Origin of the sequence: Promicromonospora thailandica (assembly GCF_024171955.1) — a bacterium.
In the GTDB taxonomy this organism is placed as follows: Bacteria; Actinomycetota; Actinomycetes; order Actinomycetales; family Cellulomonadaceae; genus Promicromonospora; species Promicromonospora thailandica.
On sequence record NZ_JAMTCS010000002.1, the window covers coordinates 235,728 to 260,754 of the forward strand.

Annotated in this window: 19 protein-coding genes; 17 read left to right on the plus strand and 2 right to left on the minus strand. The window is 74.9% G+C overall.

The annotated features are described in order from the left end of the window. The 7 genes from APR03_RS04235 to APR03_RS04265 all read left to right on the plus strand — a co-directional run bounded on the left by APR03_RS04235 (position 1) and on the right by APR03_RS04265 (position 10,607). Positions 1–2,316, plus strand: a complete 2,316-nt coding sequence (locus APR03_RS04235) for a molybdopterin oxidoreductase family protein (RefSeq protein WP_417715077.1) — start codon at positions 1–3, stop codon at positions 2,314–2,316. Further along, positions 2,313–3,968 (plus strand): FAD-dependent oxidoreductase, encoded by a 1,656-nt coding sequence (locus APR03_RS04240; RefSeq protein WP_253833093.1) that lies wholly within the window; start codon positions 2,313–2,315, stop codon positions 3,966–3,968. The genes APR03_RS04235 and APR03_RS04240 overlap by 4 nt, the downstream gene beginning before the upstream one ends. A 99-nt stretch (positions 3,969–4,067) precedes the next feature. Next, positions 4,068–5,519 carry an ATP-binding protein gene (locus APR03_RS04245; RefSeq protein ID WP_253833094.1) on the plus strand — a complete coding sequence of 484 codons (1,452 nt, stop codon included), beginning with the start codon at positions 4,068–4,070 and terminating at the stop codon, positions 5,517–5,519. 100 nt (positions 5,520–5,619) lie between these two features. Then, complete coding sequence (gene nirB, locus APR03_RS04250) at positions 5,620–8,220, plus strand: nitrite reductase large subunit NirB (protein WP_253833095.1); 2,601 nt, start codon at positions 5,620–5,622, stop codon at positions 8,218–8,220. Further along, the gene (locus APR03_RS04255) at positions 8,217–8,642 is read left to right on the plus strand and encodes a nitrite reductase small subunit NirD (RefSeq protein ID WP_253833096.1); all 426 of its coding nucleotides are present in this window, start codon (positions 8,217–8,219) and stop codon (positions 8,640–8,642) included. The genes nirB and APR03_RS04255 overlap by 4 nt, the downstream gene beginning before the upstream one ends. A gap of 56 nt (positions 8,643–8,698) precedes the next feature. After that, positions 8,699–9,463 (plus strand): uroporphyrinogen-III C-methyltransferase, encoded by a 765-nt coding sequence (cobA, locus tag APR03_RS04260; RefSeq protein ID WP_308216437.1) that lies wholly within the window; start codon positions 8,699–8,701, stop codon positions 9,461–9,463. Positions 9,464–9,515: 52 nt separating this feature from the next. Beyond that, positions 9,516–10,607, plus strand: coding sequence for a uroporphyrinogen-III synthase (locus tag APR03_RS04265; protein ID WP_275977131.1), 1,092 nt, complete (start codon positions 9,516–9,518; stop codon positions 10,605–10,607). A gap of 29 nt (positions 10,608–10,636) precedes the next feature. On the opposite strand, the gene APR03_RS04270 is transcribed toward APR03_RS04265, so the two are convergent. After that, a complete protein-coding gene (locus APR03_RS04270; RefSeq protein ID WP_253833098.1) occupies positions 10,637–11,236 on the minus strand; it encodes a TetR/AcrR family transcriptional regulator in 600 nt (199 codons plus the stop codon). A gap of 81 nt (positions 11,237–11,317) precedes the next feature. On the opposite strand from APR03_RS04270, the gene APR03_RS04275 reads away from it, so the two are divergent. The 4 genes from APR03_RS04275 to APR03_RS04290 all read left to right on the plus strand — a co-directional run bounded on the left by APR03_RS04275 (position 11,318) and on the right by APR03_RS04290 (position 16,318). After that, on the plus strand, positions 11,318–12,190 hold the full coding sequence (locus APR03_RS04275; RefSeq protein WP_253833099.1) for a class I SAM-dependent methyltransferase: 873 nt from the start codon (positions 11,318–11,320) through the stop codon (positions 12,188–12,190). An 88-nt stretch (positions 12,191–12,278) separates the two neighbouring features. Continuing rightward, positions 12,279–14,003 carry an RNA polymerase sigma factor gene (locus APR03_RS04280; protein ID WP_253833101.1) on the plus strand — a complete coding sequence of 575 codons (1,725 nt, stop codon included), beginning with the start codon at positions 12,279–12,281 and terminating at the stop codon, positions 14,001–14,003. Positions 14,004–14,078: 75 nt separating this feature from the next. Next, positions 14,079–14,654: a sigma-70 family RNA polymerase sigma factor gene (locus tag APR03_RS04285; RefSeq protein ID WP_253833103.1), complete on the plus strand. Its 576-nt coding sequence runs from the start codon at positions 14,079–14,081 to the stop codon at positions 14,652–14,654. Beyond that, positions 14,651–16,318 carry a hypothetical protein gene (locus tag APR03_RS04290; RefSeq protein WP_253833105.1) on the plus strand — a complete coding sequence of 556 codons (1,668 nt, stop codon included), beginning with the start codon at positions 14,651–14,653 and terminating at the stop codon, positions 16,316–16,318. The genes APR03_RS04285 and APR03_RS04290 overlap by 4 nt, the downstream gene beginning before the upstream one ends. Positions 16,319–16,336: 18 nt before the next feature. On the opposite strand, the gene APR03_RS04295 is transcribed toward APR03_RS04290, so the two are convergent. Continuing rightward, positions 16,337–17,608: an oxygenase MpaB family protein gene (locus tag APR03_RS04295; RefSeq protein WP_253833107.1), complete on the minus strand. Its 1,272-nt coding sequence runs from the start codon at positions 17,606–17,608 to the stop codon at positions 16,337–16,339. A 122-nt stretch (positions 17,609–17,730) separates the two neighbouring features. Between APR03_RS04295 and APR03_RS04300 the strand changes: the two genes are divergently transcribed. The 6 genes from APR03_RS04300 (at position 17,731) to APR03_RS04325 (ending at position 24,942) form a co-directional block, all read left to right on the plus strand. After that, a complete protein-coding gene (locus APR03_RS04300; RefSeq protein ID WP_253833109.1) occupies positions 17,731–18,537 on the plus strand; it encodes a hypothetical protein in 807 nt (268 codons plus the stop codon). Positions 18,538–18,652: 115 nt separating this feature from the next. After that, positions 18,653–19,240 (plus strand): sigma-70 family RNA polymerase sigma factor, encoded by a 588-nt coding sequence (locus APR03_RS04305; protein ID WP_253833111.1) that lies wholly within the window; start codon positions 18,653–18,655, stop codon positions 19,238–19,240. Next, positions 19,237–20,886, plus strand: coding sequence for a hypothetical protein (locus APR03_RS04310; RefSeq protein WP_253833113.1), 1,650 nt, complete (start codon positions 19,237–19,239; stop codon positions 20,884–20,886). Before APR03_RS04305 ends, APR03_RS04310 begins: the two co-directional genes overlap by 4 nt. A gap of 65 nt (positions 20,887–20,951) precedes the next feature. Beyond that, positions 20,952–22,283 (plus strand): M18 family aminopeptidase, encoded by a 1,332-nt coding sequence (locus tag APR03_RS04315; RefSeq protein ID WP_253833115.1) that lies wholly within the window; start codon positions 20,952–20,954, stop codon positions 22,281–22,283. Between the two features lie 407 nt (positions 22,284–22,690). Continuing rightward, on the plus strand, positions 22,691–24,196 hold the full coding sequence (locus tag APR03_RS04320) for an NsdA family TPR-like regulatory protein (RefSeq protein ID WP_253833117.1): 1,506 nt from the start codon (positions 22,691–22,693) through the stop codon (positions 24,194–24,196). Beyond that, positions 24,193–24,942: an HAD family hydrolase gene (locus tag APR03_RS04325; protein ID WP_253833119.1), complete on the plus strand. Its 750-nt coding sequence runs from the start codon at positions 24,193–24,195 to the stop codon at positions 24,940–24,942. The genes APR03_RS04320 and APR03_RS04325 overlap by 4 nt, the downstream gene beginning before the upstream one ends. Positions 24,943–25,027: the final 85 nt, after the last annotated feature.

The following is a 25,027-nucleotide window of genomic DNA, read 5'->3' on the forward strand; positions in this document are numbered from 1 at the left end:
GTGCTCGACACCTCCCCGTCCGGCACCGCCTCCGGCCCCCGTCCCGACACCGCTCCGCGCGTGGACTCGCACTGCCCGTACTGCGCGCTCCAGTGCGGCATGTCGCTGACGGCGGCCGCGTCCTCGGGCCGGTCCGTGCCGGGCCCGCCCGAGGTGCAGCCCCGCGACTTCCCGACCAACCGCGGCGGGCTCTGCCAGAAGGGGTGGACGGCGGCCGCGGTGCTCGGGGCGTCCGACCGGCTGGTCAGCCCGCTCGTGCGCCGGTCGCTGCTGGACCCGGCGGCGTCCGGCCCGGCGGCCGTGCGCGACGCCGTCGACACGCACGACGCGGACCCCGACCCCCTGGTCCCGGTCTCCTGGGACACCGCGCTCGACCTCGTGGCGTCCCGTCTGGCCGCGCTGGCGGCCGAGCACGGCCCGGAGTCGGTGGCGGTGTTCGGCGGGGGTGGGCTCACCAACGAGAAGGCGTACGCCCTCGGCAAGTTCGCGCGCACCGTGCTGCGCACGCCGAACATCGACTACAACGGCCGGTTCTGCATGGCGTCGGCCGCGGCGGGCATGAACCGGGCGTTCGGCCTCGACCGCGGGCTGCCGTTCCCGCTGGCCGACCTCGGCGGGGCGCAGGCTGTGCTCCTGCTCGGGTCGAACCTCGCCGAGACCATGCCCCCGGCCGTGCAGCACCTGGCGGGCGCGCGGGCGGCGGGCGGCCTCGTCGTCGTCGACCCGCGCCGGTCGGCCACGGCCCGGCTCGCGGACGACCCGGCCGCGGACCAGCCCGCCCAGGGCGTGCACCTGGCGCCGGTGCCGGGCACGGACCTCGCCGTCCTGCTCGGGCTGCTGCACGTGGTGCTCGCGGAGAACCTCGCCGACACCGCCTACCTCGCCGCGCGCACCACCGGGTTCGACGACGTCGCCCGCTCTGTGGCCGCCTGGTGGCCCGAGCGCGTCGAGTCGGTCGCGGGCGTGCCCGCCGGCGAGCTGCGCCGCGTCGCCCGGCTCCTGGCCGCCGCGGCGCCGGTGCACGGCGGCGCGGGCGCGTACGTGCTGACGGGCCGCGGCGTCGAGCAGTCCACGCAGGGCACCGCGACCGTCACGGCGGCGATCAACCTGGCGCTCGCGCTCGGCCTGCCCGGCCGGGTCGGGTCGGGGTACGGCGCGATCACGGGGCAGGGCAACGGCCAGGGCGGCCGGGAGCACGGGCAGAAGGCCGACCAGCTCCCCGGCTACCGGAAGATCGACGACCCCGCGGCGCGCGCCCACGTGGCCGCCGTCTGGGGCGTGGACCCGGACACCCTGCCGGGTCCGGGGCTGCCCGCGGTGCGCCTGCTGCGCTCGCTGGCCACGCCGGGCGGTCCGCGCGCGCTGCTCGTGCACGGGTCCAACGTCGTGGTGAGCGCGCCGAACGCGGGCGCGGTGATCGAGCGGCTGGGGCTCCTCGACCTGCTCGTGGTCTGCGACTTCGTGCCGAGCGAGACGGCGGGCCTGGCGCACGTGGTCCTGCCGGTCACGCAGTGGGCCGAGGAGGAGGGCACCATGACGTCGCTGGAGGGCCGCGTCATCCGCCGTCGTGCCGTCGTGGCGCCGCCCGGCGCGGCCCGCTCCGAGCTGTGGATCCTCGCCGAGCTGGCGCGCCGCCTGGGCGCGCCGGCCACGCTCGCCTTCCCCACCGACCCCGCCGAGGTGTTCGACGAGCTCGCCCGCGCGTCCGCGGGCGGTCCGGCCGACTACGCGGGCCTGTCGCACGCACGCCTCGACGCCGACGAGGCGGAGGCGGGTCCGGGCCTGTTCTGGCCGGTCCCCGCCGAGCCGGGACACACCGGCACGCCGCGGATCTTCCTCGACCGGTTCGCCACGACGGACGGGCGGGCGCGGATGGTCGCCGTCGACCACGCGGGGCCGTCCGACGAGGTGCGCCCCGGCGCGCCGTTCTACCTGGTCACCGGGCGGGTGCTGCAGCACTACCAGTCGGGCGCGCAGACGCACCGCGTCGCGGAGCTCGAACGGCTCGTGGCCGAGCCCTACGTCGAGCTGCACCCGGTGCTCGGCTTCCGCCTCGGGCTGCCCGACGGCGCCCGCGTGCGCCTCACCAGCGACCGCGGCCAGGTCGAGGCGACGGCCCGCTGGACCGACGCCGTACGCCCCGACACCGTCTTCATGCCGTTCCACTGGAGCGGCGCCGGCTCGGTCAACCGGGTCACGACGGACGCCACCGACCCGGTCTCCGGCATGCCGGAGTTCAAGGTCTGCGCGGTGGACGTCGCCCCCGTGCCCGACGACGCCCGCCCGCGCCCCACCGAGAAGGAGCTGTCGACATGAACCTGCGTGTCCCCGTGAAGGTCGTCGTCGTGGGGTTCGGGATGGTCGGGTCACGGCTCGTCGACGAGCTGCTGCGCCGCGAGCCCGAGGCCTTCGACATCACCGTGCTGGGCAGCGAGCCGTACGAGCCCTACAACCGGGTGCTGCTCAGCGACGTCGTGGCGGGCCGCACCGACGTCGCCGCCATCACCATGCCGCTGCCCGACGGCGCCCGGGTCACCGTGCGCCGGGGCGTCACCGCGGCGTCGGTGGACCGGGCGTCGCGCGTGGTCGTGGCCGACGACGGCACGCGCCACCCCTACGACCATCTGGTGCTCGCCACGGGCGCCGCGGCCCGCGTGCCCGCGATCCCGGGCCTGCGCGGCGCCGACGGCGGCCTGCCCGCCGGGGTGCACGCGCTGCGCACCCTGGACGACGCGCGCGAGATCGTCGCCGCCACGGTCAACGCGCCGCGCGCCGTCGTGGTCGGCGGTGGCGTGCTGGGGCTCGAGGCCGCCGTCGGGCTCGCAGGCCGTGGGCTGCACGTGACCCTCGTGCACCACACGGGCTCGCTGATGGAACGACAGCTCGACCCCGAGGCCGCCGAGGTGGTCCGCTCGGGTCTGGAGGGGCAGGGCGTCACGGTGCTGCCCGACCGGGTGGCCGGCGAGGTGCTCGTGGCCGGGGGCCGGGCCGTCGGCATCCGGGTGCGCGACACCGCGGGTGCGCGTCCGGCGGGCGCACCACCGCACGACGAGGTGGTCGCGGCACGCCTGATCGTGTTCGCCGTCGGCACGGTCCCGGAGACGGGGCTCGCCGCCTCGGCCGGGCTCACGACCGACCGCGGCATCGTCGTCGGGTACGACCTCGCCAGCCCCGACGACCCGCGGGTGCACGCGATCGGGGACTGCGCGCAGCCGCCGACCGGTTCGCGCGGGCTCGTCGCCGAGGGCTGGGACCAGGCGCGCCGCCTGGCCGAGCACCTCGTGTCCCTGGTCGAGGTGTCCCTGGTCGAGCCCCAGGCCCCGCCCGCCGCACCGGGCGTACACCTGCGGCTCCCGGACGACGAGGCCCGCCCCAGCATGGCCGTCCGCCTGGGGGCGCTCCTGGCCGGTGGGGCCACGACCCGCGCCCAGACCGACCGGGGCGTCGACACGCGGGGCACGGACGTGGTCAAGGTCAAGGCCGGCCCGCTCAGCGTGACCACGATGGGCGTCTGCGGCCCGGCGCGGCCGGACGGGCCGGCGCAGCGCGCCGTGCGTCTGGCCGACCCGCGCGCCGGCCGGTACATCGAGGTGGTGGTCTCCGACGGCATCCTGGTGGGCGCCACGTGCGTGGGCGACCCGCGTGTCGCGGCCGACCTCACGGCCGCCTACACGCGCCGCACCCCCGTGCCGCAGGACCCGGCGTTCCTGCTGCTCACGCCGGTCATGGCGGCGGCGGCCCCGGCGTCGTCCCCCGAGCACATGCCCGACGACGCCGTGGTGTGCCGGTGCAACGGCGTGACCAAGGGTGACATCGCGCACACGTGCGCGGCGGGGGCGCACACCGTGGCGGAGGTCGCGCGCGAGACCCGGGCGACCACGGGCTGCGGCTCGTGCACGGAGGCGGTGTGCGGGCTGGTGGACTGGCTCCGCGCGGGGACGCAGGAGGCCGTGCCGGAGCCGGCCTGAGCGCGGGGCCGGGTCAGGGACACCAGGTCTCGCCGAAAACTGGATCAAGGGGCCAGATACTCACCGCGGAGGTTAGTATCATCGAAGATACTATCTTTCATGATACTAACGGAGGGCCTCGTGCCGGGGTACGTCGCGCGGAAGCGCCAGACCGCTGAGCTCCAGCACCTGCTGGACCAGGTGACGACCAGTTCTGACCGTCCCGGCCGGGCTGTGCTGATCCGGGGTCGCCGCCGGGTGGGCAAGTCTCGTCTCGTGGAGGAGTTCGTCCGCGCGGCGCGGCTGCCCCATGTCTATTTCACCGCCGCGGGTCGCTCGGTGCGCGACGATCTCGAAGCCTTCGCGCGGGACGTCGCGGAGTCGACGCTCCCCGGGGCCGAGCTCTTCGCCGGTGACGCGCCGTCGAGCTGGGACAACGCGTTCCGGCTGCTCACTGCCGCCCTCCCTCCGGACGGGCCGTCGATCGTCGTCCTCGACGAGCTGCCGTACGTCACCGCGGCCGACGGTGGTTTCGAGGGCGTGCTGCAGAGATACTTCGACCGGGAGCTCAGCAGACGACCCGTGCTGCTCGTCGGGATCGGTTCCGACCTCGCGATGATGGAGGCGCTCAACGACTACGACCGGCCCTTCCACCAGCGAGCGACCGAGATGGTGGTACCACCGTTGTCGCCGGCGGAAGTGGGGCGGATGCTCGGTCTCTCCTCGGGTGACGCGTTCGACGCCTACCTGGTGAGCGGGGGCCTCCCGCTCATCTGCCGCGACTGGGGGCAGGGCCAGGACCTGTGGGCGTACCTCGAGCGGGCGCTGGGCCACGCGACGTCGTCGCTCCTGGTGAGCGCCGAGCGGTCCCTCGCTGCGGAGTTCCCCGGTGACGTGCAGGCGCGTCGTGTCCTGGAGGCGATCGGGCAGGGGCAGCGGCGCTTCACGGACATCGGAGCCCGTGCGGGTGACCTCACAGCCACGTCGCTGACCCGCTCGCTGGACGTGCTCAGGACCAAGCGACTGGTGCAGGCGGAGCGCCCTCTCTCGTTGAGGTCGTCCACGGACACGAGGTACCGGATCGATGACCCCTACCTGCTGTTCTGGCTCCGCTTCCTGGCGCCCCACCTCGCCGAGATCGAGCGTGGTCGGGGTGACCGGGTGCTCCGGCAGATCCGTGACGAGTGGACCCGGTGGCGCGGCCGGGCGATCGAACCGGTCGTGCGCGAGTCGGTCGCGCGGATGCCGCACAGCGAGCTCAGGGCGCCGTCGCACAAGCCGTTGGCGGTGGGCGGCTACTGGAACCGCACCCATAGCGTGGAGGTCGACCTCGTGCTGGCGGACAAGGAGCCGGTGGCGAAACGGCTCTACGGCGTGGGGTCGATCAAGTGGACCGGCAAGCCGTTCGGTCCCCGGGAGCTCGCCGAGCTCGTGGCTCACCGCAGCCAGGTTCCCGGTGCGTCGGACGGCGCGGCCCTGGTGGTCGTGAGTCGCAGCGGTGCCGACGACCGTGTCCGTGAGGCGGGGGCCGTCGTGATCGGTCCGGAGGAACTGCTGGCTCAGTGGGACTGACCAGCTCTCACAGCCCGCCCACGCACGGAGTGAGGAAGATGTTCGGCCCGGGTAACCACCGGCGCACCGGCGCGAAAAACCGGGCGCCTACGGTCAAGACATGGTCAACTCCGGTACCCCTCAGCATCTCGTCGTGGTCGGCGGCGGCATGGTCGCGCAGCGGCTCGTCGAGGCGCTGCGCGCCCGGGACGACGCCGGCCGCTACCGCGTCACCGTCTTCGCGGAGGAGCCCCGCGCGCCCTACGACCGGGTGGGTCTGACCCGCTGGTTCGAGGAGGGTCCCGAGGGCATCGCGCTCGGCGACCCGGACCTGTGGGCCGACCCGCTCGTCACCCTGCACACCGACCGCCGGATCGAGTCGATCGACCGCACGGCCAAGACCGTCACGGACCGCCTGGGCCACGTGCACCCCTACGACGAGCTCGTGCTCGCCACCGGGTCGAGCGCGGCCATGCCGCCCATTCCTGGGAACGACCTGCCGGGCGTCTTCGTGTACCGCACCATCGACGACGTCGCGGCCCTGCGCGGCTGGGTCGAGGAGAAGCGCCGCTGCCACCCGGCGGGCAAGCCCGTGCGCGGCGCCGTGATCGGCGGTGGCCTGCTCGGCCTGGAGGCCGCCGGCGCGCTGACCGCGCTCGACGCGCAGGCCACCGTGATCGAGTTCGGCACGCATCTCATGGGGGTCCAGGTCGACCTCGGCGGCGGGCAGGCGCTCAAGCGCCTGATCAACGGCAAGGGCATCGGCGTCCGCGCCGAGACCGCGACCAGCCAGATGCGGCCCCACCGCCGCACCGGCCACGTGGGGCGGCTCGACTTCGCGGACGGCGGCCGGCTCGACGTCGACGTCGTCGTGGTCGCCACCGGTGTGCGCCCGCGCGACGAGCTGGGCCGCGCGGCCGGGCTGCCGGTCGGGGAGCGGGGCGGCGTCGTCGTCGACCTCTCGTGCCGCACCGAGGACCCGAACATCTGGGCCGTGGGCGAGGTCGCGTGCATCGAGGGCCGCTGCCTGGGCCTCGTCGCGCCGGGCAACACCATGGCCGAGGTGGTCGTGGACCGGCTGCTCGGCGGCCAGGCGGAGTTCCCGGGCGCGGACACCGCGACCAAGCTCAAGCTCTCGGGCGTCGACGTCGCGTCGTTCGGCGACGCGCACGCCCGCACCCAGGACGCCGTCGAGGTGGTCTGGGCCGACCCCGTGGCCGGCGTCTACAAGAAGCTCGTCCTGTCCGACGACGCGCGCACGCTGCTCGGCGGCGTCTTCGTGGGCGACGCCGCACCGTACGCGAGCCTGCGCCCCATGCTCGGCGCAGAGCTGCCGGGCGACGACCCGAGCGCCTTCCTGCTCCCCGAGGGCGGCGGCGCCGCGCCGGGCCTGGAGCTGCCGGACGAGGCCAACGTCTGCTCCTGCAACAACGTCTCCGCGGGGACGATCCGCGGCGCGGTCACCGAGCACCAGTGCACCGACGTGCCCGGCGTGAAGGCCTGCACCCGGGCCGGCACGACGTGCGGCGCCTGTCTGCCGCTGGTCAAGAAGCTCGTGGACACCGAGCTGGAGCGCGCGGGCATCGAGGTCAGCACGGCGCTGTGCGAGCACTTCGAGATGTCCCGCGCCCAGCTCTTCGACGCCGTCCGCGTGGCCGACCTGCACTCGTTCAGCGACATCGTGGCCCGGTTCGGCACGGGCTCGGCGGGCAACCGTGGCTGCGACATCTGCAAGCCCGTCGTAGCCTCGATCCTGGCGAGCCTGGGCAACGGGCACATCCTGGCGGGCGAGCAGTCCACGCTGCAGGACACCAACGACCACATGCTCGCCAACCTGCAGAAGGACGGCACCTACTCGGTGGTGCCGCGCATGCCGGGCGGTGAGGTCACCCCGGAGGGGCTGATCGTGGTGGGCGAGGTCGCGCGCGACTTCGGGCTCTACACGAAGATCACGGGCGGCCAGCGCATCGACATGTTCGGCGCCCGCGTGGAGCAGCTCCCCGACATCTGGCGCCGCCTGGTCGACGCGGGCTTCGAGTCCGGGCATGCGTACGGCAAGTCGCTGCGCACCGTGAAGTCGTGCGTCGGGTCGACGTGGTGCCGGTACGGCGTGCAGGACTCCGTGGGCATGGCGGTCGAGCTCGAGCTGCGCTACCGGGGGCTGCGCTCGCCGCACAAGCTCAAGCTCGGCGTCTCCGGCTGCGCCCGCGAGTGCGCGGAGGCACGCGGCAAGGACGTCGGCGTCATCGCCACCGACAAGGGCTGGAACGTCTACGTGGGCGGCAACGGCGGGCAGACGCCGCGGCACGCGAGGCTGCTCGCCGAGGACCTGACGTCGGAGGAGCTCATCCGCACCATCGACCGCTTTCTCATGTACTACGTGCGCACGGCCGACCGGCTGCAGCGCACGGCGCCGTGGATCGAGGAGGTCGACGGCGGCCTCGAGGGCGTGCGCGAGGTGATCATGGAGGACTCGCTCGGCATCTGCGCCGACCTGGATGCTGCCATGGCCCGCCACGTCGAGAACTACGAGGACGAGTGGAAGGCCGTGCTGGAGGACCCGGAGAAGCTGCGCCGGTTCTCGTCGTTCGTCAACGCCCCGAAGGACGCCGACCCGTCGCTGGCCTACGTGACCGAGCGCGGCCAGCGCCGTCCGGCCACGCAGGCCGAGCGCGCGGCCGGCGTCGTCATCGCGGGCCCGAAGCTGGAGGTGCGCGCATGACCGTCAACGACGTGGCCGAGGCCCCCGTGGCCGCGGGGCCGGCCGGCCCCGCGCGGTGGGAGCGGGCCTGCCTGGTCTCCGACCTGTTCCCCGAGCGCGGTGCGGCCGCGCTCTTCGGCGACGTCCAGGTGGCCCTCTTCCGGCTGCCGGACGACGCCGCCTACGGCGGCCACGCCGGGCGGGTGCACGCCGTGCAGAACCTGGACCCGTTCTCCGGGGCGCACGTCATGTCCCGTGGCATCGTCGGCACGCGCGCCGGCGAGCCCACCGTGGCCGCCCCCGTGTACAAGCAGGTGTTCTCGCTGGTCACGGGCGTGTGCCTGGTGGCGGCGGACAAGACCCCGAAGGACGGCCTGCCCGCGGACCTGGTGACCTACCCGGTCGAGGTCCGGGGGGACGTGATCTACGTGGGCCTCCCGTGAACGTGTCGGACGCACGGTTCGCCCCAGGGGCCCGGGGATCTGACACGGGCGGGCGGGTGACGCTCGTGGGGGGCGGCCCGGGCGCCGTCGACCTGCTGACGCTGCGGGCGTGGCGGGCGCTGCAGTCCGCCGACGTGGTCGTGGCCGACCGGCTCGGCCCCGTCGAGATCCTCGCCGAGCTGCCACCGCACGTCCGTGTGGTCGACGTGGGCAAGGCGCCCGGCCACCACCCCGTGCCGCAGGAGCGCATCAACGCGCTGCTCGTGGAGCACGCGCTGGCGGGTGCCCACGTGGTGCGGCTCAAGGGCGGCGACCCGTTCGTGCTCGGCCGCGGTGGCGAGGAGGTGCTCGCGTGCGCCGAGGCGGGCGTACCGGTCGAGGTGGTGCCGGGCATCAGCTCTGCCGTCGCCGTGCCGGGGCTGGCCGGCATCCCGCTCACCCACCGCGGGGTGACGGCGGGCTTCCACGTGGTCTCGGGCCACTGCGCCACCCCCGACAGCTCCGGGCCGCTCGACGCCGCGGCCCTCTCCTGCGTGCGCGACGGCACGGCTACCCTTGTCGTACTGATGGGGGTGCGGTCCCTCGGCGCGATCGTGGCGCAGTCCCTGGCCGCAGGCGCCGATCCCGGAACTCCCGTGGCGGTCGTGGAGAACGGTTCCACGCCCGGGCAGCGTGTCACGCGTGCTCGCCTCGACGAGGCGGCCGAGGTGGCGGCGGCCCGCGGCGTCCGGTCCCCGGCGGTCGTCGTCATCGGCCACGTGGCCGCGGCAGGGCTTCTGGAGGGTACGCGTGAACGACGTCTGGCAGGTGCCGGTGTCTGACGTCGCGGCGCCCGCCCACGCCCAGGCGACCCACCCGACGCTGGGCCAGGTCATGGCAGGGGCCACCGTGCTCGTCACCGCGGAGCGGCGCGCCGGGGAGCTCGCCGCGGCCCTCGAGCGCCGCGGTGCCACCATCCGCCACGCCCCGGCGCTCAGCATGATCCCGCACGTGGACGACCAGACGCTGATCGCGGCGACGCGCGCCATCGTGGCCGCCCCGCCGGACGTCGTCGTGGTCACCACCGGGATCGGCTTCCGCGCGTGGATCGAGGCCGCCGACGCGCACGGCCTCGCCGAACCGCTGCTCGCACTGCTCGCGGACACCCGCATCGTGGCGCGCGGGCCCAAGGCACGCGGCGCCATCCAGGCGACGGGCCTGCAGGCCGACTGGGTCGCGGAGTCCGAGACCTCGGCCGAGGTGGCCGAGGTGCTGCTCAGCGAGGGTGTGCAGGGCCTGCGCATCGCGATCCAGCACCACGGCGCGGGCGCCGACGGGCTGGACGAGGTGTTCGAGAAGGCCGGTGCCCAGGTCGCGAGCCTCGTGGTCTACCGCTGGGGCCCCGCGCCCGACCCCGCCGTGGTCCGCGACTCGGCGCACGCCGTGGCCGACGGCGAGATCGACGCCGTCGTCTTCACCTCCGCCCCGGGCGCCGAGGCCTGGCTGCGGGCCGTCGAGGACGAGGACCTGCTCGACCGGGTGCGCTTCCGGTTCACCGACGGCAGGATCGTCGCGGCCGCCGTCGGCCCCGTGACGGCGAAGCCGCTGGAGCACCGGGGGATCGTGCCGCTGCAGCCCGAGCGCGGGCGGCTCGGTGCCCTGGTCCGCGCGCTGGTGGGGCACTACGAGCGCATCGAGTCCCTGGCACTGAGCACCGTGGCGGGGTCCCTGGTGATCCGCGCGCGCGTCGCGGTGCTCGACGGGCAGGTGCTGCCCCTGTCACCGACCGGCGTCGCCGTGCTGCGGCTGCTCGCGGCGGCCGAGGGCGACGTCGTGCCGCGCGAGGAGGTGCTCGCGGCCCTGCCGGGAGCGTCCCAGGACACGCACGCGGCGGAGGTCGCGATCGCCCGGCTGCGCGAGGCCGCGGGCCGCCGCGACCTGATCCGCACGGTGGTCAAGCGCGGCTACCGCATCGAGCTGGCCTGAGCCCGCGCGTCAGTCCCGGGGCGCCGGACTCATCGGCCGGGCGGTTGCAGGGCCCCGACCAGTGTCGACTCCACCACCTCGCGGACCGCGGCGTCGTCCGGGCGCGCCCCGAGCCGGCCCGCGAACAGGAGGTGCCCCGTGCCCACGAGCGTCATCGCGAGGTGGCGCGGCTCCGCCCCCGGTGCGACCCGGCCGGACGACTGCTCGCCGGCCAGATAGGTGGCCAGCGCCTCGGTGATCTCGGTCAGCAGCGGCAGTCCCTCGGGCGTCGTCTCGCGCAGCCGGCGGCGCAGCTCGTCACGCGCGGTGACGAGCGCCACGACGGAGAGTGCGACGTCGTCGAGGGTCGCCGTGAGGTAGCCGGTCACGTGGCCCACGACGTCATCGGAGCCCGAAGCGGCGGCCAGGCGTTCGCCGAGGTCCGCGGCCTGCTGGATGCGAGCGCGGACGAGGGCGGCGAGCAGGTCGTCGACGTCGGCGAAGTGCCGGTGCAGCACACCCTTGGCGACGCCTGCCTCGTCCGTCACGGCGCGGCTGGTCAGCGCGCCGGCGCCGCCCGTCGCGAGCAGCCGTTCCGCCGCGGCGACGAGCTGGGCGCGCGGGTCGTCGAGGGCGACTCCGGTGGGCACGTACGACTCCTTCTCCGGCCGGACAGGGACGCGACCACAGCCATGTTGCCTGAGTGGGCATGCGCCCACTAGCGTGGGCGCATGCCCACTTCAAGGATGCCGGACTCCCATCTGCACCGCGGAGCCGCCGAAGGGTTCGGGGCGGACGCCGAACGGTACGACCGTGCGCGGCCTGTGACGCCCCGGCCGGTGGCGGACGCCGTGCTCGCCTACCTGGCCGGCGGACCGCTGGGCGCGGGCTACCCACCCGCGGCGGCGTCGGCCCCCGCGGCACCCCCGCGCGTGCTCGACGTCGGGATCGGCACCGGCCTGTCCGCGCTCCCGTTCCGTGCCGCCGGGGCGCACGTGCTCGGCGTCGAGGCCGACCCGCGCATGGCGGCCGTGGCGCGCGGGCGCGGCCTGGACGTCGAGGTGGCCCGGTTCGAGCAGTGGCAACCGGCAGGCCGGACGTTCGACGTCGTGGTCTCCGGCATGACCTGGCACTGGGTCGATCCCGTCGGCGGGGCCGCGCAGGCGGCCCGCGTGCTGCGGGACGGCGGCGTGCTCGCCGTGTTCTGGCACGCCGCGGACCTCCCGCCGACGCTGCGCGAGGCCTTGCACCGCCTGTACTCGACCGCGCTGGAGGGCACCCCGGGTGCCGCGATGTACACCCCTGGTCGCTCCGCGGCGGACGGGTACGAGGCGATGCTGGACAGGGCGCAGGACGGGCTGACCGAGGCGGGCGGGTTCGCCGCACCGGAGCGCCTGCGGCACCACTGGCAGCGCCGGTACACCGTGGCGGAGTGGCTCGACCAGGTGCCGACGTCCGGCGGGTTCGGCCGCCTGCCCGAGCCGGTGCAGCGGGTGGTCCTGGACGGCACACGATCCGCCCTGGACGGTGACCCGGCGGTCAGCAACGGCGCATTCACGGTGGACCACACCACCGTGCTGCTGGCGGCGCGCCGCGTGGGCTGATCCCGCCGGACCGTATTCCCTGACGCCGTCATCGTTCCCGCCCTGCCGCCCGTCAGGATGTAGTGAGCAGGGAGAGGGGGCGTCACCGATGGCGCAGTGGGAGATCGAGCTCGAGGAGCTCATGGCGCGGCGCAGCCGCGCACTGGTCGGGTACGCGTACACGCTGACGCGGAACACGACGCAGGCCGAGGACCTGGTGCAGGACGCGCTGGTGAAGGTGTTCTCGCGGCTGCGGCGGCCGCGCGAGCTGGACGGACAGGTCGTGGACCTGGACCGGGACCAGCCGCAGCTGACCAACGCGGAGGCCTATGTGCGGCGCGCCATGCTGACCATCTATCTGGACGGCTACCGCCGCAGCACGAGCTGGGCGGGCATCAAGCACCTGCTGGCCGACGAGGAGCACGAGCCGGCGGCGGAGCGGGTCGCGACCGCCAAGGTGGACGTGGGCATGGCGCTGGCCCGGCTGTCGCCGCGGCAGCGCGAGTCGGTGGTGCTGCGGTTCTTCGAGGACATGACGGTGCCGCAGATCGCGCAGACGCTCGGCACGAGCCCGGGCACGATCAAGCGGCACCTGTCCAACGCGATGGAGCTGTTGCGCGGGTCGCTGGCCGAGATGACCGTTCCGGAGATGGACACGGCGTTCGAGGAGCGGCTCGGCGCGGTGTCCGGGTCGGTGCGCCGTCGTCGGGCGGCGAAGGTGGGGGCGCTCGGGGGTGCCTCGCTCGTGGTCGCGGGCCTGCTGGCCATGGCGGCCCTGTGGGGGCCGGGCCGGCTCCTGTCGGAGCCGGTGCCGCCCGCGGAGCAGGGCTCGGTCGGCGGGCAGGCGCCGGAACCGTGGACCGACCAGGGGGCGCAGTACCGGTGCGGCATGGAGGTCACGGAGCTGACGTCGACGGCCGACACGGTCGAGCTGACGCTGACCGGCGACGTGACGGCCGACGAGTACGGCCTGTCCGTGCCCGTGCAGATCAGCCGGACCGATACCGACGGCCCCGAGCTCAGCGGCGGCGAGCCGATGCTCGTCTTCGCGAAGGACGGCCAGGTGGTCGACCTCGGACCGGGCTGGCACGAGGGCGGGTACGGGCTGCCCGGGGCGGGCGAGTCGGTGGACACCGTCGCCACCGCGCCCGCGACGACGGCCTGCGGCGACTGGACGGTGGGCGCGATCGCCAACACCTACCTCGACCCGCGCCCGGCGGGCACGTACGACGTCTACGCGGTCCTGCCCTACGGCACGGACTCCGAGGCGCAGATGGCCGTCAGCGAGCCCGTCAGCATGGAGGTGCCCGCGGTCGAGGTGCCGGAGGAGGAGCCGCTGACGGTCGACATCCGCGACGGGTACCAGCCCGAGTGGCTGACGGGCACGGAGCTGCAGTGCGGCGCCCACGCGTCGGACATCCCGGCCGGGCCGCGGGTGCCACGGGTGCGCGACAACCTCGAGCTGTCGGCGGAGACCAGCGGCGAGTCCCTGGCGCCGTCCGAGGTGACGATCACCGTCGAGGAGACGGCGGGCGAGGCCGTCGACACCACCCGCACGCCGTTCACGCTGGTCTGGCTCAGCGCGGGGCGCGTGGTCGGCGTCGGCCAGGACGTCTGGTCGGCGCCCGAGGAACCGCTGCGGGTCGAGCCCGGCGGGCAGGCGTCCGTCGTCGTCCCGGTGGAGCCGGACACGAGCTGCCTCACCGATCCCGAGGCCGGCCTGCCGGACGGTGCGTACACGCTGTACGCCCTCACGCAGCTCGACCCGGGGGCGGACGGCGAGCCCCGCTACCTGGCGGTCGAGGCCGTCATCGACTACCTCGTGGGGGAGTGACCAACGATTCGCTCGCGGTGCGCGTCATGGGGTGTGTGGAGACGATGACAGCACACACGCACCCGGGGGGTGGACATGGCGGCATGGGAAAGCGAGCTCGATGAGCTCATGCGGGCCCGCGGAGGCGCCCTGGTCCGCTACGCCTACATGCTCTCGGGCGACCGCGCGCTGGCCGAGGACCTGGTCCAGGACGCGCTGGTGAAGGTCTACTCGCGGCTGCGCCGCCCCGGCCGGGGCGGCGCGGTCGGCGTCGCCGCGGGCAGCCGCGCGCACGACCTGGACTCCCCGTTCACGAACGCGGAGGGCTACGTGCGGCGTGCGATCCTCACCATCTACCTGGACGGCTACCGCAAGCGGCAGCGCTGGGCCGGGATCAAGCACCTCATGGCCGACGACCCCAGCACCCGCGGCGCCGACCAGGCCGCCTCGGCGCGGGTCGACGTCATGGCGGCGCTCGCCCGGCTCGGGGCCCGCGAGCGCGCCTGCGTGGTGCTGCGCTACTTCGAGGACATGACGGTGCCGCAGATCGCCGAGGCCCTGGGCACCGCCCAGGGCACGGTCAAGCGGTACCTGTCCGACGCCACCAAGAACCTGCAGGAGATCCTGCGACCCGACGACTTCCGACCTGCCGAGGGGAGGGCCGCCCGATGAGCCACGACGACCTGAACAACGACTTCCTGAGCGGCGCGCTCCGTGGCGCAGCCGACGCGATGCCCGGTGGGGAGGTGGACGACCTGAACGTCTCGTTCGGAGTGGTCCGGGACCGCGTGCGACGCCGCCGGGCCGTCAAGGTCGGCGGTCTCGCCGGCGCCAGCCTCGCGGTGGCGGGGGTGCTCGCCTTCGGCGTGACCCAGTCGCCCGTGTGGAACACCACGGAGCCGGTCCTGCCCGGTGACCCGAGCACGTCGGCGTCCGCGGACCCCGCACCGACCGGTCCGCCCGCGACGAGCGTGATCACCGACGGCTACGCGCCGCAGTGGATCGCGGACCTCGGGCTGGGCCTGGAGTGCGGCATGCCCGTGGAGGACCTGACGACGACGGCGGACGGGTGGACGGCGGCCGCGGGCGGGGACCTGTACGGGCGGACGTCGGACCAGGGCGGCGACGCGGTGCCGAGCCGGCACATGGCCGCGACGGTCGAGGGCGGCGCGCTGGACGTGCCGCCGGTGCTGGTGTGGAGCCAGGACGGCCAGGTCGTGGACCTCGGCTCGAACGTGTTCGGGGGGTCGACGCCGGCCGAGCCGCTGCTCGGTGGCGGCGACGGCACCGTCCAGGCCGAGAGCGGCGCGTACACGACGTGCGCGCCGTCCCAGGGCGACGCGGGCGACGAGTACCAGACCCCGCTGCCCCAGGGTGACTACGAGGTGCGTGTCGTCGCCTTCCCGCAGGTCGACGGCGGGTGGGGGGCCGTGGTGAGCGACCCGGTCGCGGTGCGGCTCGACGCCGACGGCGCCCACACGCCGACCGGCACGCGCGGCGGCGCGGCCACGATCGAGATACCCGGACCGGCGGACGGCGAGATCACGCGGTTCGAGCTCGACCGCACGACGGCCTGGGCCACCGCGGGGCAGACCTGGCGCGGCTACTCGTCCGACGCCCCCATGCAGGTGGTCGGTGCGTGCGAGAGCTCCGACCCGCAGGACGTGCTCCCGCTCGAGGTCGTGCTGCCCTCGACGGGCGACGTCCTGGTCACGGCGCAGCTCACCTGCGACGGCGAGGAGACCACCGAGCCGCTCGGCGTCCTGTCGGGCGGGGAGAACGCGCTCGACCTCCGCCTGGTCGACGTGTCCGACGGCACCGCGCGGGCCTGGGTCTCGCTCCAGCCCGCGGCCTCGGACGACAGCGCGGGCGCCTGCTCCGCCGAGGGCACGGACCTGCGGTGGGACCCGGCCAGGTCGCCGGGCGCGGCGGCCGGCGCGACCGCCGAGGCCCTCGTGAACGCGGCACTGGCCTGCGACAGCGCACAGCTCGTCGAGCGGGCGAACCAGGATGGTACGGAGGTCATGTTCGGCGAGACGGTCGACCAGATGTTCGCGCTGCCCGACACGGACACGCAGCGCTACCGCACGCTGGTCGCCCTGCTGGCCGGGACGACGGGCGCGGTCGACAGCGACACCGGCGACGTCCGGTGGCCCCGCGTCGCGACGCCCGAGTTCCGGGACGACGACGCGGCCTGGCAGGAGGTCGTGGACGCGGGCCTCCTGACCCAGGAGGACGCCGATGCCCAGCGCGCCGACGACGTGTTCGGCTACACCGGCATGACGATCGCCATCGGCGCGGACGGCACCTGGTTGTACTACACGCCGACCGACTGACCGGCAGGTGTCAGACGCTCAGGTCGCACCCGTGACCTGAGCGTCTGACACGTCGTGGGGGTGGTGGCTCGCCAGGATGGCGTCGCTGCGGCGGCGGCCCCAGCGGTCCAGGCGCTCGCGGCCTCCCGGCAGCCGCCCGGCCACGCGGTACCGCCACGTGTTGAGCGGAAGCAGGTAGGCGTGGGCCCAGGGTGGTCGCAGGGGCAGCCCGAGGTCGCGCATGCTGCGCACGCCCAGGAACACCGTGAGCATCGACAGCAGCCGCTCCTGTTCCCACTGCGCCCGCCACGGCTGCCACCAGGCGGGCCCGGGGTAGGCGCGTCCGGCCTGGGCGGCGACGACGGCGCGGGCGAGTCGGGGGCCGGCGTCGGACACGCCCGCCTGCGCGAGCAGCACGTGGTAGTTGATCCGGTGGCGCGCCCACTCGTCGTCGACCAGGAAGTCCGGGTGCACCCCCAGCAGGTGGCCCACCCACTTCCACAGGTGCATGAGGGCCCGGCTGTCCGACGGCGGGACGGGCACGCCGAGCGCCCGGCAGCCGAGGATGACGGTGCCGTCGAACAGCCCGAGCGTCGCCGCCTGGTCGGCCTGGTTGACCGGGAGGCCCCAGCGGGCGGTGTCCCACGCGCCCGTAGCACTGAACGACGCCCCGACCAGGGCGTGCGTCACCCGCACCTGCACGGTCGCCTGCCAGGCGGGGCCGCCGGGCCGGAGCGCGCCGGGCTCGGACAGGGCGACCGTCCACTCCTGCGTGCGGGCGAGCCGCTGCAGCGTGCCGCCGGTCAGGGCGCCGGTCGCCGCGAGCAGGTCGGTGGGCCCACCGAACCGGTACCCGCCCACGAGCGAGAGCTGGAGCAGCACGTCGGCGGCGTTCTGCCCGAGCCTGCGCAGCACGGCGGCCCCCTGGTCCACGAGGTCCCAGTCCGCCCACCCGGGCACGGCGGCCACCTCCCGCAGGAACCTTTTCAGGGCCGCGGGCCGATCGCCGAGGTCGGTTGGTTGTGGCGAGGTCGGCACAGGCCTGGACCGATCTCGCCACAAGGGGCCGACCTCGGCGAGGGCTGCCCTGAGCTGGGCATGGGTGACGCTGCCCTCGCTCCCCCGGGGGAGGCGCAGGGCGGCGGCCAGGGCTGCCGCCGGCTCGTCCTGCTCGTGGAACGCCCGGCCGATCCGTTCCAGCAGCGCCTCGTCCACCCCACGCACCCGGCCGAGCAGACGCAGCGGCCGGCCGATCCGGGTGCCGCGTGCCTCGGCGGAGCGGTACCGGAGCGGGTACGCCGTCGCGGTCATGCCACCATCCTGACCCGCCCGCGGGTCTGCCGGCGAGCAGCGCCACCCAACGGTCCGGGGGTGACGGAGCGTCATGGAGGTCGAGAGGGCAGCACCCCGCTGGACGGACAGGAGAACCCGAGATGAACCAGGACCACAACCGCGTGCACGACCTCGGCGTCGGCACCACGGCCGAGCCGACCCGGCAGGAACGGCGCCGGCAGTGGGCCCGGCTGGGTGGCGTCGGCGTCGGCGCCGTCGCGCTGGTGGCCGCGCTGGCGTTCGGGATCGTCCAGCTCGCGCCCGGCCAGGCGGACGCGGCGGGCACGGGCGGCAGCCAGCAGGACACCCAGCAGGACACCCGGCAGGGCACGGAGCAAGCCGGGGCCGGCAGCACGGCTGCCCCGGTCGGCGAGGTGTCGGCGGAGCCCACCGAGCCGGCCTCCGAGCAGGAGACCGACCCGGCGGGCGACTGCTCGGCCACGGGCATCACCCCGCTCCACCCCACGGGCAACGCCCCGCACGACGGCGCCGCCGCGGCCGCGGCCTCGATCGTCACCGCGGCGAGCGCCTGCGACGAGGACGCCCTGGTCGCGCTCGCGGCCGACTCGACGACCGAGCTCATGTTCGGCCTCGAGACCCCCGAGCAGACCTTCGCGCTCCCCGAGGCGGAGCACCGGGACCACTACCGCACCCTGGTCACGCTGCTGGGCAGCACCCGCTCCGCGGTCGCCGGGGGCCCGGCGGACAACCCGACCGTCGTCTGGCCGCGCGTGGCCACCGAGGAGTTCCGCGACGACGACGCGGCGTGGCAGGAGGTCGTGGACGCGGGCCTCCTCACCCAGGAGGACGCCGCCGCCCAGCGCGCCGACGAGACCTTCGGGTACACGGGCATGGTCGTGGGCATCGCCGCGAACGGCTCGTGGCGCTACTACTCGTCGACCGACTGACCGGACCCGCACCGCCCCGCTCGCACCCCCGCGAGCGGGGCATCGTCGTGCCCGGCCCCAACCCGGCTGCCCGCTGGTTCGTCGGTACCGTCAGGACGGCAGGAAGGAGCCGGCGATGGGCTGGCACGAAGACCTGGAGCTGCTCGCCACGGAGCGGGGTGGGGTGCTCGTCGGGTACGCCTACACGCTGTGCGGCGACGTACGGCAGGCCGAGGACCTGGTGCAGGAGGCCCTGGTCAGGTACTGCTCTCGCCTCGTGCGTCCGGGCGGACGACGCGGCCGGGCCGCACCGGGCATGCAGGCGGTGCCGCTGGACGGACCCGACGAGCCGGAGCGGCGGGCCGTGCGGCACACGGAGGCGTACGTACGGCGGATGGTGCTGAACCTCTACCTGGACGGCTGGCGCCGCAGGAGGCGGTGGTCCGACATCGAGCCGCGGGTCGCCGTGGACGACCACGTGCGCTTCCCCGACTCGGGCATCACCGCCCGCGCCGACGTGGTGCGGGCGCTCGACCGGCTCACACCCCGGCAGCGGGCGTGCGTGGTGCTGCGCTACTTCGAGGACCTCTCGATCGAGCAGGTGGCGGACCGGCTCGGGAACGCCCCTGGCACCGTCAAGCGCCACCTCCACGACGCACTGCGCGTCCTGCGCGACGTACTGGAACCGGCCGGATCGGCCTCGGCGGAAGGGGCACTGCGATGAACCACGACGACCACGGCTGGGTGGACCCCGCGGACGCGGGCGTCCTCAAGCAGGCCCTCGGCGCGATGGCCGGCGGGGTGGACCCGGCGTCGGCCACCGGGCCGGCGGCGACCCTGCCCGCGATGAGCCGGCGGGTGCGCCGTCGCCGCACCGTGAAGGCGGGCGGCCTCGGCGGCGGTGCGCTGGCTCTGGTGGGCGCACTGGTGCTCGGCGCGGCGCAGCTCGCGCCGCCGGACACGTCCGAGGTACCGCCGGGCTCCGGCGCGCCGGAGCTCCGGGTCCAGGACGGCTACCAGCCGCCCTGGCTCGCCGGGACGGACCTGACGTGCGGCATGCCGGCGGCCGACCTCGAGACCACGGCACCCGGCTGGTCGGTCGCCGTGGCGGGCGACCTCTATACCCGGACGGCGGAGCCTGGTGGCTCCGCGGCACGCAGCTGGGGCCTGGCGGCCACCTACCGGGAGGGGGCAGGCTCGCTCGAGACCGCGCCCGTGCTGGTGTGGAGCCAGGACGGGGAGGTCGTGGACCTGGGGCCGTCGGTCGAGAGGAGCCGTCCGGCCGAGCCGCTGCTCGGCGGTGGTGACGGCACCGTCGAGGCCGTCGGCGGCCCGGCGTCCACGTGCGCGCCCTCGACGTCGGGCGACGACCCCGACTTCGAGACGCCGCTGCCCGCGGGAGAGTACGAGGTGCGCGTCGTCGCCCTCCCGGAGAGTGAGGGGCGGACGGGCACGGTGGTCAGCGACGCGGTGCGGGTCCGTCTCGACGTGGACGGCGCGCACGTCCCGGGTACGCCCCGGACCGCCGGGCCGCGGTTCGAGCTCCCGGAACCTGTCGCGGGCCAGGTGGCGCGCTTCGAGCTGGACCGCACGACGGACGAGCACACGGCGACGCTGACGCGGGGCAGCACTCTGCCGACCACACCGATGCGGGTCCTCGCCGTCTGCGCGAGCACCGACCCGGAGGACCTGCTGCCCGTCGAGGTAGTGCGGGCCTCGACCGGCGACGTGATCGGGGCCGGCCAGGTCACGTGCGACGGCCACGAGGCCGGCTCCGAGCTCGCGGACCTGGACACGGCCGGCGCCGGCGAACCGGTCGACCTCCGCCTCTCCGTGCCCGACGGTGCCTCCCGGGTCTGGGTCTCGTTCGAGCCGGCGACGCCGGTGGGCGGGGACGACGGCCCGGAGTGCTCGGCGAGGGGCTACGAGCCGGACTACCCCGTCGTCGACGCGATGACCCAGGAGACCTGGGCCACGGCGGGGAGCATCCTGGTGCTGGCGCAGGTCTGCGACGCCGACGCGCTCGCCGCCTACGCGAGGCAGCACGGAGCCGAGCTGATGGACGGTGCCGCGTCTCCGGAGGAGACCTTCGCGCTGCCCGAGACCGACCGTGGGCGCTACCGCGCGCTGGCCGGCCTGGTCGGCGGGACCACCCCCGCGTTCTCGGACGGCGGCGCGGACGCATCGGTGACCTGGCCGCGGGTCGTGACCCCGGAGTTCCAGGACTCGGACGAGTCCTGGGCCGAGCTCGTGGCGGCGGGCGTGCTCACGCAGAAGGAGGCGGACGCCCAGCGGGTGACCGGCTACACGGGTCCGCGCGTCGGCATCACGGTGTCCGGAGACTGGCTCTCCTACACCACCGGCGAGTGACGGTGTCAGACGCTCAGGTCGCCCGGGTGGCCTGAGCGTCTGACACCTCGGCAGATAATGGCCGCATGACGGACCAGAGCAGCATCCCTGTCCAGACTCCCGCAGAGGTCCCCGCGGCGGCCCGCGCCCACACCGAGGACCTGGGCGCGTTCGTCGCGGCGTCGCCGTCGTCGTACCACGCGGCCGCCGAGGCGGCCCGGCGCGCGCAGGAGGCGGGCTTCACCCGCCTGGCCGAGGACGCGGCCTGGGAGGTCGTGCCGGGCGGGCGCTACGTGGTGGTGCGCGACGGGTCCGTCATCGCGTTCACCGTGCCCGACCGCGCGGGCGCGACCACGCCGTTCACCATCGTCGGCGCCCACACCGACTCCCCGGGCTTCAAGCTCAAGCCGCGCTCGACGACGCACGGTCCGGGTGGCTGGTGGCAGGCCGGCGTCGAGGTCTACGGCGGGCCGCTGCTCAGCTCGTGGCTCGACCGCGAGCTCGAGCTCGCCGGCCGCATCGTCACGCTCGACGGCACGGAGCACCTGGTCCGCACGGGTCCGCTGCTGCGCATCCCGCAGCTCGCGATCCACCTGGACCGCGGCGTCAACGACAGCGGCCTGACCCTCGACAAGCAGCGGCACACCCAGCCCGTCTGGGGGCTCGGCGACGCGCAGGCTGCCGACCTGCTGGCCGAGCTCGCCGCCGACGCGGGCGTCGACCCGGCGACCGTCGGCGGCTACGACGCGGTGCTCGTGGACACGCAGCCCGCGCGGGCCTTCGGCGCGGGCAGGGCGCTGTTCGCGAGCCCGCGGCTGGACAACCTGCTCTCGACCCACGCGGGCCTGACGGCGCTGCTCGGCCGGGCCGCCGGCGGAGCGGCGGGCACGAGCGTGGAGATGTTCGCGGCCTTCGACCACGAGGAGATCGGCAGCGCGTCGCGCTCGGGCGCCGCGGGCCCCTTCCTCGAGGAGGTGCTGCGGCGCGTCTCGGCGGCGCTGGGCGCGGACGAGGACACCAGGGCCCGCGCGTTCGCGGGGTCGCTGCACGTGTCGTCCGACGTCGGCCACGCGGTGCACCCGAACTACGCGGAGCGGCACGACCCGGCCAACCGCCCGGTGGCGGGCGGCGGCCCGATCCTCAAGATCAACGCCAACCAGCGCTACGCCACCGACGCGTTCGGCGCGGCGGCCTGGACCGCGGCCTGTGCGGCGGCCGGGGTGCCCACCCAGGAGTTCGTCTCGAACAACGCGCTGCCGTGCGGCTCGACGATCGGACCGATCTCGGCGACCCGGCTGGGTATCCGCACTGTGGACGTCGGCGTGCCGATCTTGTCGATGCACTCGGCGCGCGAGCTCACCGCCGTGGTCGACCCGTGGTACCTCGCACGGGCCATGGAGGCCGTCCTGGGACGCTGAGGACGGAGGAATCCTCCCGTATCACGGGAGAACCGGGGTTAAACGGAGCGACCTGGGGTTTCGCTGGTTTCCGTTGGTTCTGTCCAGGTATACATTAGGTGCAATACGGACACTAGTTGGACGATTGTCCAAGAAAGGTCCTCCCTGACCAGCGAAAACGCCCTATCGGGGTAGTGTCGCGCCTGGAAGAGAATACCTAGTACCGTCCGGATGCATGGACCTCGGGAGGGTGATACCACTGTGGTCATCCGAGCCGAGAACTCGGCAAAAGAGAAATGCCGGACCCTCAGGAGCCCCCGTTGCCTCGTGCCACCGTTCGCACTTGTGCCCGATGCGGCTGTGTTCTCAGCCGTTACAACTCCGAAGCCCGGTGCGCCGCGTGCCGGCGTACCGAATCAGTCCCGGTGGTGTCGCTGCCCAGCGTGCCCACCCGCGTGTGGCAGGACGAAGCCGTCCGGTCGGCCCTCGCGGACTGGGACTTCGGTCAGGTCAGCCGGATGGTGCGCCAGCTCGTCCCGCTGCGCCAGGAGGACGTCGCCGCCCTGACCGGGCTGAGCCAGTCGTACCTGTCCATGCTGGAGTGCGGTGACCGCCGCCTGACCGACGTCTCGCGCGTGGTCCAGTTCCTCACGGGACTGGGCACGCCGCCGGACCTGGTGCGGCTGCCGTTGCCGGGCATCGGTCAGACGTCGGACGCCGCCCCCGCGCGGGCCGCCGCCACCACGCCGGCCACCCCGCCCGCGACCGTGACGCCGACGGCCCCGGACCCGGTGCTGCCGTGGACCGCGGACCGCATGCTCAGCGCGCTCCGCCTGGCGCACGTCGCCGACACCGGCGCCGACCGCCCCGCGGCGGACGCCAACGGCCCGGTCTCCGCCTCGGCGACCAGCGAGGTCGCCGGGACCGACGCGTCACGCCCGGCGTCCGGCATCGCACTGAACTCGATGATCCAACGTTGGGACACCGAGCAGGCCGAGCCCCTGCGCCGCGCCACCGCGGGCACCCGGGTGTCGCTGGAGCTGTGCGGCCACCTGCAGGGCACGCTCGACGAGCTGCGCGTCATGGACAAGGGGTCGGGCAGCGGCGCGGTGTCCGACCTGGCCCGCGCCCACCTCGCCCTCGTGGTCCGGGTGCTCGAGCGCAGTACCTACGACGAGGTCACGGGCCGCAAGCTCGCCGCCGTCGCCGCGGACACCGCCACGCAGGCGGGCTGGTTCGCCTTCGACGCCGGTCGGCCGGACGCCGCTCGCGCCTACATGCTGGCGGGCCTGCGCGCCGCGCACGCCGCCGCCGACGACCGGCTGGGTGCCGGAGCCCTGTCCTACCTCGCGATCCACGGCTACTCCAGCGGCGACCCGCGCGACGCCGTGCGTGCCGCGGAGGCCGGCCGGCGCCGGATCGCCCGGCTCGACGCCCCGCACCTGGCGGCGACGCTGCTCACCCGCCAGGCCCGCGGTCACGCCGCCGCCGGGGAGGGCGAGGCCGCCCGCCGCGCCCTGGGCGAGGCCGCGGAGCTGTGCGCCCGCGGTCGCGGCGAGGACGACCCGCACTGGCTGTACTGGATGAACGAGGGCGAGATCCACGGCCAGTCCGGGTCGGCGCACCTCGCGCTCGGCAACACCGCGCGGGCGGTCGAGAGCTTCGGCCACGCGATCCACGCGGAGCGCAACGGCGAGCGCCGCACGCACGGGCTGTTCCTGAGCCGCGCCGCCCAGGCGCACGCCCGGGCCGGCGACCTCGACGCGGCGTGCGCCGTCGGCGAGGAGGCGGTCGCCATCGCCGAGACGGTCCAGTCGGCCCGGCTGCGCGAGCACCTGCGGGACCTGTCGGCGGACCTGCGCCGCGGCGGCTCGACCCGGCGCTCCGCGGTGGGCTCACGCGTCCTGACCGAGCGGATAGCGGCGCTGGCGTGACGGCCGCGGCCACCTCCCGCGGTGCCAGGGCGCTCGTGCTCTGGGACATCGACCGCACGCTGGTCTATGTCGGGGAGGTGGATCGAACGGCCTACCGGGAGGCGTTCGCCGAGGTCGTGGGACGACCGGCCGAACGCCTCCCGGCCCGGGGCACCGGGATGACGATGCCCCTGGCCATCCGAGGCCTGCTGGAGGACAACGGTGTCGGCGGGCCCGCGGCGGACGAGCTCGTGCCCCGCATGCTGGAGGCCGTGCCGCGGCGGTTCGCGGCGCACACCGAGGACGTGCGGCGGCTCGGGACGGTGCTCCCAGGAGCCATGCAGGCGCTCAAGGCGGTGGCCGCCGAACCGGACCTCGTGGCCACGGTGGTGACCGGCAACCTCGAGGCGAACGCCCGGATCAAGCTGAACGTGTTCGGCATGGACCGGTACCTCGACCCGGCGGTCGGCGGCTACTCGTCGGACGACGCGCACCGGCCCGCCCTCGTCGCGATCGCGCAGTACCGGGCGGGCGAGCGGTACGGCGCCGAGTTCGGCCCCGCGAGCACCGTCGTCGTCGGGGACTCCCTGGAGGACGTGCGCACCGGCGTGGAGGGCGGGGCGAGCGTGATCGCCGTCGCGTCGGGTACGACGACGGCGGACCGGCTCGCCGGGGCGGGGGCCGACGTCGTGCTGCCGGACCTCACCGACGCACCCCGGCTGATCCAGGAGATCAAGGGCCTGACGGGCCTGGCCGGACCGGCCTGAGGGCCGTCCGGCACGGGCCGGTCGATGCAACCGGATCGAGGTGCGTCGCCGCCCGTTCGGCGACATAGTGACTGCCGTCACATGT

Coding starts and splice junctions, on each gene's coding strand:
- APR03_RS04240 (WP_253833093.1), top strand. CDS start 2,313: ATGAACCTGCGTGTCCCCGTGAAGGTCGTCGTCGTGGGGTTCGGGATG.
- APR03_RS04245 (WP_253833094.1), top strand. CDS start 4,068: ATGATACTAACGGAGGGCCTCGTGCCGGGGTACGTCGCGCGGAAGCGC.
- nirB (WP_253833095.1), top strand. CDS start 5,620: ATGGTCAACTCCGGTACCCCTCAGCATCTCGTCGTGGTCGGCGGCGGC.
- APR03_RS04255 (WP_253833096.1), top strand. CDS start 8,217: ATGACCGTCAACGACGTGGCCGAGGCCCCCGTGGCCGCGGGGCCGGCC.
- APR03_RS04265 (WP_275977131.1), top strand. CDS start 9,516: ATGGCAGGGGCCACCGTGCTCGTCACCGCGGAGCGGCGCGCCGGGGAG.
- APR03_RS04275 (WP_253833099.1), top strand. CDS start 11,318: ATGCCCACTTCAAGGATGCCGGACTCCCATCTGCACCGCGGAGCCGCC.
- APR03_RS04280 (WP_253833101.1), top strand. CDS start 12,279: ATGGCGCAGTGGGAGATCGAGCTCGAGGAGCTCATGGCGCGGCGCAGC.
- APR03_RS04285 (WP_253833103.1), top strand. CDS start 14,079: ATGGCGGCATGGGAAAGCGAGCTCGATGAGCTCATGCGGGCCCGCGGA.
- APR03_RS04290 (WP_253833105.1), top strand. CDS start 14,651: ATGAGCCACGACGACCTGAACAACGACTTCCTGAGCGGCGCGCTCCGT.
- APR03_RS04295 (WP_253833107.1), bottom strand. CDS start 17,608: ATGACCGCGACGGCGTACCCGCTCCGGTACCGCTCCGCCGAGGCACGC.
- APR03_RS04300 (WP_253833109.1), top strand. CDS start 17,731: ATGAACCAGGACCACAACCGCGTGCACGACCTCGGCGTCGGCACCACG.
- APR03_RS04305 (WP_253833111.1), top strand. CDS start 18,653: ATGGGCTGGCACGAAGACCTGGAGCTGCTCGCCACGGAGCGGGGTGGG.
- APR03_RS04310 (WP_253833113.1), top strand. CDS start 19,237: ATGAACCACGACGACCACGGCTGGGTGGACCCCGCGGACGCGGGCGTC.
- APR03_RS04315 (WP_253833115.1), top strand. CDS start 20,952: ATGACGGACCAGAGCAGCATCCCTGTCCAGACTCCCGCAGAGGTCCCC.